The organism is Ferrimonas kyonanensis DSM 18153 (assembly GCF_000425405.1).
Classification (GTDB): Bacteria; Pseudomonadota; Gammaproteobacteria; order Enterobacterales; family Shewanellaceae; genus Ferrimonas; species Ferrimonas kyonanensis.
Genome location: NZ_AUDJ01000023.1, coordinates 18,283 through 32,897, shown reverse-complemented (window position 1 = coordinate 32,897; position 14,615 = coordinate 18,283). Strand labels below are relative to the sequence as shown.

Here is a 14,615-nt window from a genome sequence, read left to right as displayed (position 1 = left end):
ACTCAATCCTTATCGACGGTAACGGTAAACACCGGCGCAGGGGTAAGCAGGCTTTGCACCACCTTATGCAGCCGGGCCAACTCACTTTTTACCGTACTCTGGCCGGCACCAAAGAAGCTCAGCTCCAATTGCATCTCCCGACCCACGTACTGGCTGGACATCACGCTGGACTCCGACGTCGCCGACTCCATGTACTGCTCCAGCAGGCGCTCCAGCGGCGGCACCTGAGCCGGATCAACCACAAACGACACCTGCAACCGAATCAATGCAAACTCGGTGGCTTCATGACCTTCAAAACCGGGAATAACCATAACTGTAACCGTTTTATTCTGGAAAGCTGTTTAGCATCAATGATCGCCACTAACTCGCGCTTTGGCAACCAAAATCAGTCGCATTGATGCTGATTCATCTCATAGGCTTTCATTGTATTTTCAAGCAAGTAGGCAATGGTCATCGGCCCGACACCGCCGGGAACCGGGGTAATCGCCGCCGCCACCTTGGCCACCGGCGCAAACGCCACGTCGCCCACCAACTTGGCTTTGCCATCGCCCTCGATGCGGTTGATGCCGACATCGATCACCACCGCCCCGGGCTTAACCCACTCCGGCCCCACCATCTCGGCGCGGCCGACGGCCACCACCAGGATGTCGGCCTGACGGGCCAACTCGGCGCCATTGCTGGAACGGGAATGCACCACGGTGACCGAGCAGTGCTGAGCCAGGAACAGCTGCGCCGCCGGCTTGCCGACGATATTAGAGCGACCGACGATCACCACATGCTTACCGGACAGATCCTCACCGAGTACGCTCTGAGCCAGGGTTACGCAGCCCTGTGGCGTGCACGGCACCAGCGCGGTGGCGTCGCCGAGGCTGAGCTTACCGACGTTGTTGGGATGAAACCCGTCCACATCCTTGGCCACGGCGATGCGATTGAGCACCCGCTGCTCATTCAGGTGCGACGGCAGCGGCAACTGCACCAGAATGCCGTCGACACTGGGATCGGCGTTAAGGCGATCCACCAGCCCCAGCAGGTCTGACTCGGTGGTGGCCTCATCGAGGCGAAACTCCTGACCGACAATGCCCGCCTGTTGGCAGCGGCGGGTCTTGTTGCGTACGTACACATCGCTGGCGGGATTGCTGCCCACCATCACCACAGCCAATCCCGGCAACCGCTTACCCTCGGCGTCCAGTTGTGCCACTCGAGTGGCAATGGTGGCGACCAGGGTATCGGCGACCTGTTTCCCATTGATGATTGCTGCGGTTTCCATGTGACTCCTCGGGGGCTGAAAGAAAAACGAACCATCTTAGATCATCCCCCCTCACTGGCCAACGGCCGGATCATTTAACCGCTGGAATATCCAACACTGCAACGACTCAAAAGAAACGTTGTTTAATCAATAATTCATAACGCTTATGGCCGATTTCCAAGATCTTTATTGATTCTGGTCAAGCACTTATTTACTCTGAGGGTTAACTTAGGTGAAAAGTTAGACAGCCATCTGAGAGTGCCTGGGCACTCTTGCGTCAAGGAAGGAGCAATCCAGATGAGCTACTTTGTTACCGGTGCCACCGGATTGGTGGGACAACAGCTGTTACGGCGCCTGCTGGCCCGTGAAGGCACCCTCTATTGCCTGGTAAAAGACGACCAGGCCGAGCAGCGACTGCGAAAGAGCGCCAGCGAACTGGCGGCGCTGGATCGAGTGCTGCCAATTCGTGGCAACCTCAACGATCCGGCCCTGGGCCTGTGTCCCCGCGACACCGAATCGCTGCGGGACAAGATCGTGCATTTTGTCCACCTGGCCAGCCACTCCGACTTTCGCCGAAACGGCCATGAGCTGGTGAAGGCCAATGTCACCGCCACCGAGCACGCCCTGGCCTGCGCCGAGTTGCTGGGAGCCACCTGCTTCCACCACCTGAGTTCCATTGCCGCGGCCGGGCTGTACCGGGGCTGCTTCGACGAGCAGATGTTTGCCGAAGCCGAACAGTTGACTCACCCCTATTTCCTGTCTCGCCACCTGTGCGAAAAGGCGGTGCGCGAACACAATGGCCTGCCCTATCGCATCTATCGCCCAGGCATCGTCATCGGCGACAGCGAAACCGGCGCCGCCAACCGGGTTCAGGGGCCCTACTATTTCTTCAAGCTGCTGCAAAAGGTGCGCGATGCCCTGCCGCGCTGGTTTCCCCTGGCCGGATTTGAAGGCGGTCCTCTGAACATCGTGCCGGTGGACTACGTCGCCGATGCCTTCGACTGCCTGATGCACCTGGCGGATCAGGACGGCGAGTGCTTCCACCTGACCGATCCCCGCCCTTATCACGCCGGTGAGGTGCTGAACATCATCTCTCGGGCCGGGCGCGGACCGACCATGACCCTGAAGATGAACATGAACCTCACCAGCCTGCTGCCACAGCCGTGGCTGCAACTGGCGTCGCAATACCCGCCGCTGGTGAAACTTGGCCAACGCATTCTGTCGGATTACGGCATTCCACCGGATCTGATGGCGCTGCTGAACTACCCGACCCGCTTCGACAACCAGAAGACCCGTACCCTGCTCGATGCCCACCAGATCCGCTGCCCGGATCTGGCCAGCTACGCCAACCGCTTATGGGACTACTGGGAACGGGAGCTGGATCCGGACCTGTTTCTCGACGACGAACTGAACCACCGCCTGCAACACAAGACCGTATTGATTACCGGTGCCAGTTCCGGCATCGGCGAAGCCAGTGCCGAGCGCCTGGCCGCTTCCGGCGCCCACCTGCTGCTGGTCGGCCGCGATAAACAGCGACTGCAACAGGTGCAGCAGAAGGTGCGCGAACGGGGAGGCAAAGCCCAGTGTTACCTGTGCGATCTCACCGACGAGGCCCAAACCGATACCCTGGTGCAGACCCTGCTGTCCCGCCACGGCAAGGTGGACGTGATGATCAACTGCGCCGGGCGCTCGATACGACGCTCGGTCGCCGCCTCGGTGGAACGGATTCACGACTATCAGCGCACCATGGCCATCAACTACTTTGGCGCCCTTCGGCTGATTCTGGGGCTGATCGGGCCCATGGCCGAGCAGCAGAAGGGGCACATCATCATCGTCTCCTCCATCGGCGTGCTGACCAACGCCCCGCGGTTCAGTGCCTATGTGGCCTCCAACGCGGCGCTGGAATCCTTCTGTCGCTGCGCCGCCGCCGAGTACTCAGACAGCGGCGTACGCTTCACCACCATCAACATGCCGCTGGTAGACACGCCCATGAGTGCCCCCACCCAGCTGTATCAGGCGGTGCCCACCCTCAGCTCGGAGCAGGCCGCCGAACTCATCGCCCAGGCGGTGGTGCATCGACCGAAACGCATCGCCACCAAACTGGGGATTTTTGGCGCCGTGCTGCACGCGCTGTCACCACGATTGGCCGAGATCAGCATGAACATGCTGTTTCGCATGTTCCCGGAATCCGGGGAGGTTCACGAAGACAAACTGAATTACACCGAACAACAACAGATGATTGGTTTGGCTGCGATGCTCAGAGGCATCCACTTTTAGGAGATACAATGAAACTAGCAATGACCCACCTGTACAGCTGCTCCACCGCGGAACTGTTTCGTTTCTTCAGCGAGCCGGACCTGATTACCCAGAAGTACAGTGACATCGACTGTGACAACGTTCGGGTCACCGAACTGACCCCGAAGGACGACGGCCTGACGCTGTCCACCAAGCGGGAGATGGAAAGCAACGTGCCCTCGGTTCTCAAACGTCTGCTCGGCGCTCGCAACGTCGCCAAGCAAGCCGAGCAGTGGCGCATCGACGGCGACCACTACCATTGCCAGATGGCGGTAGAACTGGTTGGCGTGCCGATTAAGATCACCGGCACCCTGCACTTCGCCCCCACAGACAGCGGTTGTGCCAACCACGTCGAGCTGCAGTTGAAGAGCGCCCTGCCGTTTATCGGCAACAAGCTGACCCGCTTCGTCTGCGATGAGATTGAGCGCATGGCCAATGCCGAGCGCGACTACCTGCAGCAGCAACTGGCCAGGGAAACCGCCTGATATGGGCACCCGGGAGCGGATACTGGAGACCAGCCTGGCCCTGTTTAATCATCAGGGCTCAGGCAACGTCACCAGTCTGGACATCGCTGCCGAGCTGGAGATCAGTCCCGGCAACCTCTACTACCACTACAAGGGCAAAGAGGAGATCATCGCCCAACTGTTCAAGGAGTGCGAACTGGCGGTGGGAAAACTGTTGGCGCGGCTCGACCTCGACGCCATCAGCGAGCAGGAGTACTGGGTGTTTCTTAACTCACTGCTGCGGGTCTGTTTGCACTACCGGTTCCTGTTCCTCGACTTTCAAGCCATCGAACAGAGCACCGTCGGCAATCGGGGTAACCAGCGGCTGATCAAGCAGCTGCGTAACTTCACCGCCCACAGCCTTTCTGCCCTGCAAAAAAAGAACCTGGTGGAGATGAGTGCCCAACAGCGGTTTGAGCTGGCGGACAACCTGTTTCTGCTGGGGCTGTCCTGGCTGTGCTTCGAAACCACCCTGGGGCCGGAGAAGGAGGAGGAGGAGATGGTACGAACCGGGGCCAACCGGTTGATGTCTCTGGTCAGCCCCTACCTCAAGCGTCAGCTCAATTTTGCAGACAGCGTTCGATAAAACGGCCGCAACGATCGATGGCCTCTTTGGCCTCGGGAAGTTGATAGAACAGGGTAAACACATGAGGCAGTCCGGGCCAGATGGTCAGGTCTGCCTCTCCCCCCAGGCGCCGTACCTTGTTGGCCAGGCGCACCGAATCGTCCAGTAGAATCTCAACACTGCCCACATGCACCATGATCGGCGCCAGATCGGTCAGATCCGCCGCCAGCGGTGACGCCATGGGATCACAGGGGGTATGGCCATTGAGGTAGCTGTTGCGCAGCAGCATCAGGCTGCCGAGATCGAAGAACGGGTCTTCATTGCGCATCACAAAACCGGACTGGGTGTTCATGGTCAGATCCAGTGCCGGCGAGAACAGCAGCGCCGCCAACGGTTGCGGAAAGCCCTTCTCCTTGGCCTTCAGCATGGTGGTCAGCGCCAGGTTGCCTCCGGCGGAGTCACCACCAATGATGATCTTATCCGCGGCAATGCCCTGGTCCAGCAGCGCCTTATAGGCATTGAAGCAGTCCGACGTCGCCGCCGGAAACGGAAACTCCGGCGCCAGACGGTAGTTGACCATGACTCCGCGAGAGCCGGTAGCCTGGGTCAGGTGGTACAACATGGCGTTGTGCACCTTGGGGGAGCGGAAGCAAAAACCGCCGCCGTGAAAATACAGCAGCACCTTATCACCGGCAGGCCGGCCCTTGACCAGCCACTGACAGGGCACACCGTTGAGGTGATCGTCGATGAACTCCAGGTTGGTGGGGCTGCCGATGTAGGCGTTGAGTTTGTCCAGCCCGGCGATGACTCCGCGCATGGAGAGAATGTCGTTACACCGCTCCAGGCGACTTCGGATCGCCCGGAACAACACTTTATTCAGTGCTTTTGCCCGCCAACTAGACATTCAGCTTCCTTAACTGGCCAAGGTGTTCAGGCGCCGCGACAAGTTACCGACCACCGTCGCTTCCAGCTCATCCAGGCTTTGCTCGAGGTAATCGCCAAAGGCTTCAAAGCCCGGCAGCGAGTGACGACAGCACACCAGGCCGAAGTGCAACTGACCACCATAGCGCAACAGGGTCATGTTGAGGGTCTGGCCGGGCATCAACAGCGACAACGGGTAGGTCGCCACCAGTTCCGCGCCCTGGAAGGTCAGTGCGGTGTGGCTGGCATCCACTTCGGTGATCAGCATGTTGGCCGCCGGCGGCAGATACTGTTGATCGTCGAAACGGGCCACCATCAGCGACAGCACGTTAATGACCGACGAGTAGCGGTTATAGGCCTTAAGGCTGGTACGGTTGGTCTGACGCCGAATTCCCTGATGAGTACGCTGAATCTGGCCCAGGCGCTCAAGGGGGTCCGTCCAGGCGCCGCCCAGTTCTACCAGGCCGACGGAGATCATGTGCAAGCGCTCGCCGGTGTCGTGATCCCGCAGCGGCACCATGGCCACCAGCGGCTCACTCTCCTGCCAGTTATGCTGCTGCAGATAGCGGTGCAGCGACATGTCGCACAGGGTCAGTATCACATCGTCACTCTGAGCACCGGTCAGCAATGCCAGTCGGTTGACGCGGGCGTCGCTGAGGCTGGCCAGGGTTACCTGCTTGGCGCGACCGGCCGCCAGGTGATTAAACGGGGTCCTGGGAGCGCTGAACGGCAGTTTGATCGGGGTGTCGATCAGCTTGAGCCTGCCAGCACCGGCCATGGCCAACAGGCGAGCGCTGTCAAAGCCGACTTTGAGCTGTTTGCGCCAGAATGACGGCTGCAGCACCGCCATCACACTGGTGAACTCATCGTCGTTGTGGTCGCTGATGGACTCGCCCAGCTGCCAGAACGGCACCAGGTGCCCGCGTTGCTCGCTGATGGCAAAGCTGCGCTCCAGCAACTGCACCGCGCGCATGCCATCGGTGAGGGCATGGTGGAACTTGACCATCATCGCCACTTCACCGCTGGCCAGGCCGTCAATGATCCACAGTTCCCACAACGGCCGACTGCGGTCGAGACGGTAACTGTGAATTCGCGCCGCCAGCTCCAGCAGCTGATCGGTATCGCCGGGTTTGGGTAACTTCGACAGACGCACGTGATAACCCAGCTCCACGTCTTCGGCGTTGCGCCATTTCGGCAGCCCGAGGCGGTTACTGGTGATCACGCGATCGAAAGGGGGGGCAACCGGGCCGCCATTCACCATCTGCTGGTGCAGGGTGACGGCGAAATCCGGTTGGTCGACGGGAGGACGAAACAGCATCAGTCCTGACACGTGAAGCGGTGTCGAGTCGCTTTCAAAAAGCAGGAACACCAGTTCAGATAGAGACAATGACGCCATTAGGCCCTCCTTGGAGCTGACACCTACTTGGCCAGCTTTTCAATCGCCTCGGCAAGCTTGTCTACTTTCGCATTCAGCTCGTCGATTTGGCGCGGGTGAATACCACTGAGGCGATAGAACAGGTTGTGAACCCGGGCTTCCACCTCTTCGTTAGCGCGATCCAGGTTGTCTTCAACGCGCTGTTTGGTGTTGGACTCGATCTCGCGACCGCGCTCTACCAGACGCTCAAACAGATCGCTGGACTTGCCTTCCAGATCTTTCGCTTCTTCCACACTGCGGCTGTATACGCCCAGTCCGGCCAACCAGATGTTGCGTGCCAGCTGTTCGTTGTCTACGCCTTCTACAGGGGGGATTCCATGAAGTTCATTGTTCATACTGTGCTCCTTATTCGCCGGTTATTAAGCTGATTTGGTGGTGGTTCGACGGGTCGTCTTCGCCGCAGGCTTGGCGGCTGCCTTAGGTGCCGCTTTCGGGGCAGCCTTGGCAGGGGCCGGCTTGGCGGCAGGTGCTGGCTTAGCGGCGGCCTTGGCGGCAGCGGCTTTTTCAGCGGCCATCTTGTCCACCAGAGCGGTCAGACGATCAATCTTGGTTTCCAGCTCTTCCAGCTGGTCCACCTCCAACCCGGTTACTTTCTGAACCTGGCTGTGCAACTGAGACTCAAACGCTTCTTTGGTCTGGGTTGAAGCTTCGGACACCTTCTCGACGGTAGAAGATTCCAGCTCCTTACCGCGCTCCATCAGCTCATCAAACAAGCCAAAGCCGCGTTCAGACAACTGACCAATCTCTTCTGCACCCTTAGAGTACGCGCCCAGACCGGCCAACCAGATTTTGCGATACAGCGCTTCTTGAGCGTCTACATCAGCGGTTGCTTTTGAACCAAACAGTTTCTTTAACATGGTGCCTCCACTACGGATTAAATTGTCTTTTCATCTCTACCGTAAGCGAAGTTATTAGAAGGAGCATTCTAATCCACCTCGGGAAATTGAGCAGAATCAAATTAGGCGACTAAATAAGCAGGTCGTCCAAGGTTTCTTCAATTCCCTGGCGGATCATCGGCGCCACCGGAACCAGAATCAGTCCCAGTTTCATATCCAGTGTCACCAGTTGTGCTTCGGGAACCAGGATGCCCCGGGCTCCCATGCGACGAAAGGTCATCCGCTCGCCCTGCCATTGCCAGCGAATCTGATACTGGCGTTGCAGGTCATGAGCCATCTTCTCGCTGAGGTCCCGGATCCCCTGGTGTCCGAGTTGGTGCGATCGTTGGATGAAAATTGCGGTCATAAACAAGGCGGTCCATTTAACTTCAAATAATTATAATCATGGCGTCCTGCCAATACACACCACCCTAACAAATGCCCAACAGAACACCAATGATCATTTAGTCGAATACCGGCACCCGGTCATCAAAAATCAAACCAATACATGAGGAATAATTATTCGAATAAGTTGGAGTGATGTATGAGGAATACCGCGAAGTTTGGAGAGTGGTCATTCGCCGAGGAGAGATGACGCAATGACAAGGTCGACGAAACAGAGTGGCCGCCAGCCGCCGTTAGCTGAATTTTCGTTTCGCCAATTTGGTCACCTCGATGAGGGCAACGTCTCGAACCATTGGGTAACAAGGCACGACAATTCAAACATTGGCCTGGGCAAGCACAGAGAAGCCCGGCGAAGAGGCAGGTCTTAAAAAACGGCAATTAGAAGCAACTCATTGGAATAAATCATCACCAAAACCCTTTCTGAGATGACTGGTTACAAAATTAGTTACATCGTGTAATTTTGGTAAAAGTGGCAAAACCCACCCTGGACCCGGCATCATCAATCACTCTGCTTTTGGATGTGTAGCCTTTTGACCCACAATTTAAGGCAGTCATTTTGCTGTGCCAACACCGCCGCCGATGGCCGAGTGGTGGCCAACGGCCAGCGGGGTGAGTCGATCTCCCTGCCCTGCTCTGCCAGCCAGTGTTGACCAAGACGAGCCAGGGCGCTGGCGGTGAAGTGCGGTGGCAGCCCCAGGCTTGCCCTCAGATTTTGCATTAGTTTTGCTGGGTAATGATGCGGCATCGATTTGCGGTCATCGCTGTGACTGGGGAACACCCAGACGCTGGGGCCGGCACTGCGCTGACGACGCTTGAGCAGCTCCAGGCTGGCGGGCGATAACGGCATAATGGCGCTGTCACTGCCCTGGCCGACCTGGGCCAATCCGGCTTGCCAGTCGATGTCCTGCCACTGCAATTGGCACCAGAACGCCAGGCTCCCCAGGTTGGTCAACTGCAGCTGCAACACCAGTTTACGCGGGTCACTGTCTTCCAGCCCATTGACCTCCCGCAGATAGCGCCCCACCTGGGGCCAGCCAACCTGAACGCGATGACGCTTGCCTTGAGACACCTGAACCTGCTCAAAGGGACACGCCAGGGTTGGCGGCAGCCAGCCCTGTTGCAGCTCGTCACACAAGCCGCGTCCCACCCGGTAGAAGTGACGCAGCAGCGCCAGCCGCTGGCGGGCACCGCTTTGCTGTGGCCGAACCACCTGCAAAGCCTGGTCCGGAGTCAGGGCGTCGGCGGCCACCTCGCCCCACTCATCCCCCAACCAGCGCTCCAGTTGCTGCCGTTCCCGCCGCCACTGCGGCCGGTGCTGACGTGCGTAGTCGTCGATGTAGCGACTAATGGCGTCGTTGAGGCTCAATGGTGCCTCAGTCTGAGGCGCCGAGCCCGCCAGGGCGAGGCGCTGTGCCTCCCAGGCCGCAATGGCGGCGGCGCGATCCATCTGCGGGTAGTAACCCAGAGTTATCTGGCGGGTACTGCGGGCACCGGATGGGGTATAGCGGTACACCCAGCGGCGGGTGTGTTTGCCCACCTTGAAGATCAGGCCGGGGCAGTCGGTTTCATTGATGTCGCTGTCGGCGTGCTGATAGCCCCGCTGACTGCTCTGGCCCTCGATGTCGGCAATGGCCTGCTTAATCACCGCCTGGACCCGGCCGCGAACGCCGGTGGCCAGGCATTGATCCAGCAGCGCCAGCACCTGTTGCTTGGGCGACATCTTAATGCTCATCGCTGTTCCTTATGCGTTTATTGCCCATGCCAGTCACAGCCTGGCCGAGTCTCAGTGGTGGCCGCACACCGACCGTGGTAATCTCAGCATTCCAGTAACCATAACGATAATATGGACAAAGAATGTTTAAAAAATCATTAATTTGCGCAACCTTTTTGATTGCGTGCGCCGGTAGCACCACCGTGGTGGCCAGCAGCGATTCCCAGCAAAACTGGGATCTGTCACCTTTGTATACAGATTGGCAGCAATGGCAACAACAGAAAGACACCCTGACCCGCGACATGAAGCAGTTGAGTCGCTATCAGGGCCAGTTGGGCAACGGCGCAGGCCAACTGGCCGACGCGTTGGACCTCTATTATGATCTGGCCAAAACCCTATCCCAACTGTCGGTGTATGCCAACCTTAATGCCGATACCGATCTGCGAAACTCCGACAATGGCGCAAAACGTCAGTCGATGAACATGTTATCCAATCAGTTCGATCAGATCAGCGCGTTTATCAAGCCGGAGCTGATCGCCCTGGGCGATGCCAAGGTCGAAGCGATGATCAACCAGGAGCCACGCCTGCAACCGTACCGCTTTCCGCTGCAGGACATCCTTCGGGCCAAGGCCCACACCCTGAGCCCGCAGACCGAACAGATCATGGCCGCCACCGGCGCCCTCACCGGCAGCCCCTACTCCAGCTACGCCACCTTTACTAACGCCGAACTGCCCTGGCCTCAGGTGGAACTGGCCGGTGACACGGTTACCCTGAATCAAGCCAACTATGCCAAATACCGCAGCCATGGCGATCGGGCCGTACGCAAGCAGGCGTTCGATCAGTTCTTTGCTACCCTCAGCCAGTACCGCCGCACCATCGCCTCGATGCTGGACGCCAACGTCAAAGCCGACGTGTTCAACGCCCAGAGCCGCCACTACGACAGCGCCCTGGAGTCGGCCCTGGCCCAGGACAACATTCCGGTTGAGGTCTACAGCGCCCTGGTGGACACCACCAACGCCAACCTGGATACCCTGCAACGCTACCTGAAATTGCGGGCCCGTCTGCTTAAGCTGCAGGACCAACAGTATTTCGACATCTACACCCCGGTGGTGAAGGCCACCCGCAACTACCCCATCGACACCGGCATCGACATGATGCTGTCCTCCCTGGCGCCCATGGGCGAAAGCTACGTCAACAACATCCGTACCGGCCTTAAGCAGCGCTGGATGGACACCTACCCTAAGACCGGCAAGCGCTCCGGCGCTTACATGAGTGGCAGCGCCTACGACGTTCATCCTTATGTATTGATGAACTACAACGACGACTACGCCTCGGTGTCGACCCTGACCCACGAGTGGGGCCACGCCAACCACTCGGTGTTCGCCAACGCCAATCAGCCATACCCCACGGCCGCTTACGCCACCTTTACCGCCGAGATCGCCTCCACCTTCCAGGAGCACCTGCTGACCGACTACGCCCTGGCCAACGCCAAGGACGACGCCGAAAAGCTGTACTTCCTCGGCCAGACCCTGGAGACCTTCCGCGGCACCTTCTTCCGTCAGACCATGTTTGCCGAGTTTGAGCGGGCGATTCACGAAACCGTGGAAGCCGGTGAGCCCCTGAGCGACACCAAAGCCTCAGCGCTGTTTCTCGACCTGCTGCGTCGTTACCACGGCCATGACAAGGGGGTAATGACCATCGACGAGGATTACGGCATTGAGTGGGCCTACGTGCCGCACTTCTACTACAACTTCTACGTCTATCAGTACGCCACCTCCATCGCCGCCTCGGCCGCCTTTGCCGATGAGGTCCTCAGTGGCGACCGCGCCGCCTACGACCGCTACCTGACGCTGCTGAAATCCGGTGGCAGCGACTACCCCTACGATCTGGTCAAGCGTGCCGGCGTCGATCTGGCCACCGCGGCGCCTTACGAGGCGGTGTTTGCCCGCATGAATCGCCTCATGGATGAGATGGAAACCATTCTCAACCGCCAGCCATAACGCCAATTTTTTGACTGGTCAAAAAGGGAGCAAACGCTCCCTTTTTTTGTTATCAGAATCGAGTTTATTGGATCAGAATGATCACAAAGATCTAACCACAGCCTCAGAGCGCGCCAGCCCTAGGTGTGAATTGGGTTTTCCACAAGCTGAACTCTGTCCACTGAAATGGCGGTGATTAACCGGCTCCAGAGTCAATCACTTTTTTATTACAAAGAAACAGCAGCGGTCGCTGACTCTCTATCCAACACACACAAATTAGAAACACAAGCCAAACAAAGCCGCTACTTAACCAAAACCTGATCTTCGCCAATGGATCACAAAAAACCAACGCTTGCCATTTTTCGCTTGGGTAACTTCTTGATCCGGATCAATTTATTAGCCGCTGTTTTAGCGCCTAATATGCGACGTCCATCCTACATATAGGTCATAATTGAATCGACACACCAATATGTTGTGCCTGTCAAGACCGAAAACACAAATTTAAGGAAATTTTGTCATGCCAGTTGTGATTAAGCGAGACGGTTGCCATGTCCCTTTTGATAGCGCAAGGATTTGCGAAGCTATCAGTCGGGCTGCGCTGGCTGCCGACGTCAAAGACGACGACTACGCAGGGCGGGTAGCCCAAACCATTGAACTCGAGCTGGCGGAGTTGCAACAGGTCAACATTGACGAAATTCAGCAGATGGTGGAAAACCATCTGATGGCAGGCCCGTACAAGGCCGTGGCCCGTGCCTACATCGAGTACCGCCACGATCGTGACATCGCCCGAGAGTCCAACAGCCGCTTGAACCGTGAGATTCGTGGCCTGGTGGATCAGAGCAACGCCGCGCTGCTGCATGAGAACGCCAACAAAGACTCCAAGGTGATTCCGACCCAGCGCGATCTGCTGGCAGGGATTGTGGCCAAGCACTACGCCACCCGCCACATTCTGCCCCGCGACGTGGTCAAGGCCCACGAGAATGGCGAGATCCACTATCACGATCTCGACTACGCCCCGTTCTTCCCAATGTTCAACTGCATGCTGATCGATCTGCACGGCATGCTGACCGGCGGCTTCAAGATGGGCAACGCCGAGATCGACGTGCCCAAGTCCATCTCCACCGCCACCGCCGTCACCGCCCAGATCATCGCTCAGGTGGCCAGCCACATCTATGGCGGCACCACCATCAACCGCATCGATGAGATTCTGGCGCCCTACGTCACCAAGAGCTACGAGAAACACCTCGAGGTAGGCGAAGAGTGGCAGGTGGCCGATGCCGAAGCCTACGCCCGTGCCCGCACCGAGAAAGAGTGTTACGACGCGTTCCAGAGCCTGGAGTACGAGGTCAACACCCTGCACACCGCCAACGGCCAGACCCCGTTCGTTACCTTTGGCTTTGGCCTGGGCACCAGCTGGCAGTGCCGACTGATTCAGCAATCGATCCTCAAAGTGCGGATGGTGGGCCTGGGCAAAAACCGTAAGACCCCGGTGTTCCCGAAACTGGTGTTTGCCATTAAAGACGGCCTCAACCACAAATCCGGCGACGCCAACTACGACATCAAGCAACTGGCGCTGGAGTGCTCCACCAAGCGGATGTACCCGGACATTCTCAACTACGACAAAGTGGTTGAAGTCACCGGCTCGTTTAAGACCCCGATGGGCTGTCGCAGCTTCCTGTCCGCCTACGAAGAGAATGGCGAACTGATCCACGAAGGCCGCAACAACCTGGGTGTGGTCAGCCTCAACCTGCCGCGCATCGCCATCGAAGCCAAGGGCTCTGAAACCCGCTTCTTCGAACTGCTGGATGAGCGTCTGGCCATTGCCAAGAAAGCGCTGATGACCCGCATCAACCGTCTGGAAGGGGTGAAAGCCCGAGTGGCTCCGATCCTGTATATGGAAGGTGCCTGTGGCGTGCGTCTGCAGCCGGACGACGACATCAGCGAGATCTTCAAGAACGGCCGCGCCTCCATCTCTCTGGGTTACATCGGCCTGCACGAAACCGTCAACGCCCTGTACGGCACCGAAGCGCACCTGTACGACTCCGAGGAGCTGCGAGCTCGCGCCCTGACCATCGTTGAGCGTCTGCGCGCCGCCACCGACGCCTGGAAAGCCCAGACCGGTTATGGCTTCAGCCTCTACAGCACGCCGAGTGAAAACCTGTGCACCCGCTTCTGCAAGATCGACCAACGCCACTACGGCGTGGTGGAAGGGGTCAACGACAAGGGCTACTACACCAACAGCTTCCACCTGGACGTGGAAAAGAACGTCAATCCCTACGACAAGATTGACTTCGAGAAGCCCTACCCGGCCATCGCCAACGGCGGCTTTATCTGCTACGGCGAGTACCCCAACATGCAGCACAACGTCGAAGCGCTGGAAGACGTCTGGGACTATGCCTATCAGCATGTACCGTACTACGGCACCAACACCCCCATCGACGAGTGCTACGAGTGTGGCTTTACCGGTGAGTTCGAGTGTACCTCCAAAGGCTTTACCTGCCCGAAATGCGGCAACCACGATCCGTCCAAGGTGTCGGTAACCCGCCGAGTGTGCGGTTACCTGGGCAGCCCGGACGCACGGCCGTTCAACGAAGGGAAGCAGGAAGAGGTAAAACGCCGGGTCAAGCACCTGTAGGCATCAGGCAGCAATAACAAAAAGGGGCTGCGGCCCCTTTTTCAG

At 58.3% G+C, this 14,615-nt stretch carries 13 protein-coding genes; 5 read left to right on the top strand and 8 right to left on the bottom strand.

Going from position 1 to position 14,615, the window contains the following annotated elements; genetic code table 11:
* Window positions 1-2: 2 nt before the first annotated feature.
* On the bottom strand, window positions 3-311 hold the full coding sequence (locus H598_RS0108935; RefSeq protein ID WP_028112719.1) for a hypothetical protein: 309 nt from the start codon (window positions 309-311) through the stop codon (window positions 3-5).
* Window positions 312-385: 74 nt separating this feature from the next.
* The gene (folD, locus tag H598_RS0108930) at window positions 386-1,267 is read right to left on the bottom strand and encodes a bifunctional methylenetetrahydrofolate dehydrogenase/methenyltetrahydrofolate cyclohydrolase FolD (RefSeq protein ID WP_028112718.1); all 882 of its coding nucleotides are present in this window, start codon (window positions 1,265-1,267) and stop codon (window positions 386-388) included.
* Window positions 1,268-1,543: 276 nt separating this feature from the next.
* On the opposite strand from folD, the gene H598_RS0108925 reads away from it, so the two are divergent.
* Genes H598_RS0108925 through H598_RS0108915 form a run of 3 tightly spaced genes read left to right on the top strand, consistent with a single transcriptional unit; the run spans window position 1,544 to window position 4,630 of the window.
* Window positions 1,544-3,523 carry an SDR family oxidoreductase gene (locus H598_RS0108925; RefSeq protein ID WP_028112717.1) on the top strand — a complete coding sequence of 660 codons (1,980 nt, stop codon included), beginning with the start codon at window positions 1,544-1,546 and terminating at the stop codon, window positions 3,521-3,523.
* 8 nt (window positions 3,524-3,531) lie between these two features.
* Window positions 3,532-4,026, top strand: a complete 495-nt coding sequence (locus tag H598_RS0108920) for a DUF2505 domain-containing protein (RefSeq protein WP_084144395.1) — start codon at window positions 3,532-3,534, stop codon at window positions 4,024-4,026.
* Between the two features lies 1 nt (window position 4,027).
* A complete protein-coding gene (locus H598_RS0108915) occupies window positions 4,028-4,630 on the top strand; it encodes a TetR/AcrR family transcriptional regulator (RefSeq protein WP_028112715.1) in 603 nt (200 codons plus the stop codon).
* Here the strand turns inward: H598_RS0108915 and H598_RS23825 are convergent.
* The 6 genes from H598_RS23825 to H598_RS0108885 form a co-directional block, all read right to left on the bottom strand.
* On the bottom strand, window positions 4,605-5,513 hold the full coding sequence (locus H598_RS23825) for an alpha/beta hydrolase (RefSeq protein ID WP_035415733.1): 909 nt from the start codon (window positions 5,511-5,513) through the stop codon (window positions 4,605-4,607). The two genes, H598_RS0108915 and H598_RS23825, sit on opposite strands and share 26 nt — an antisense overlap.
* Before the next feature lie 9 nt (window positions 5,514-5,522).
* Window positions 5,523-6,926, bottom strand: coding sequence for a wax ester/triacylglycerol synthase domain-containing protein (locus H598_RS0108905; RefSeq protein ID WP_028112714.1), 1,404 nt, complete (start codon window positions 6,924-6,926; stop codon window positions 5,523-5,525).
* Between the two features lie 23 nt (window positions 6,927-6,949).
* Window positions 6,950-7,300 carry a phasin family protein gene (locus H598_RS0108900; RefSeq protein WP_051252613.1) on the bottom strand — a complete coding sequence of 117 codons (351 nt, stop codon included), beginning with the start codon at window positions 7,298-7,300 and terminating at the stop codon, window positions 6,950-6,952.
* Between the two features lie 24 nt (window positions 7,301-7,324).
* Entirely contained in the window at window positions 7,325-7,822 is a 498-nt protein-coding gene (locus tag H598_RS23820) for a phasin family protein (RefSeq protein ID WP_051252612.1), read from the bottom strand.
* 109 nt (window positions 7,823-7,931) lie between these two features.
* Window positions 7,932-8,207 (bottom strand): polyhydroxyalkanoic acid system family protein, encoded by a 276-nt coding sequence (locus tag H598_RS0108890; protein ID WP_028112712.1) that lies wholly within the window; start codon window positions 8,205-8,207, stop codon window positions 7,932-7,934.
* Window positions 8,208-8,744: 537 nt separating this feature from the next.
* On the bottom strand, window positions 8,745-9,977 hold the full coding sequence (locus H598_RS0108885; RefSeq protein WP_028112711.1) for an integrase arm-type DNA-binding domain-containing protein: 1,233 nt from the start codon (window positions 9,975-9,977) through the stop codon (window positions 8,745-8,747).
* A 122-nt stretch (window positions 9,978-10,099) separates the two neighbouring features.
* Between H598_RS0108885 and pepF the strand changes: the two genes are divergently transcribed.
* Both pepF and nrdD read left to right on the top strand, forming a co-directional pair.
* Window positions 10,100-11,956, top strand: a complete 1,857-nt coding sequence (gene pepF, locus H598_RS0108880) for an oligoendopeptidase F (RefSeq protein ID WP_028112710.1) — start codon at window positions 10,100-10,102, stop codon at window positions 11,954-11,956.
* 496 nt (window positions 11,957-12,452) lie between these two features.
* Complete coding sequence (gene nrdD, locus H598_RS0108875; protein ID WP_035415732.1) at window positions 12,453-14,570, top strand: anaerobic ribonucleoside-triphosphate reductase; 2,118 nt, start codon at window positions 12,453-12,455, stop codon at window positions 14,568-14,570.
* Window positions 14,571-14,615: the final 45 nt, after the last annotated feature.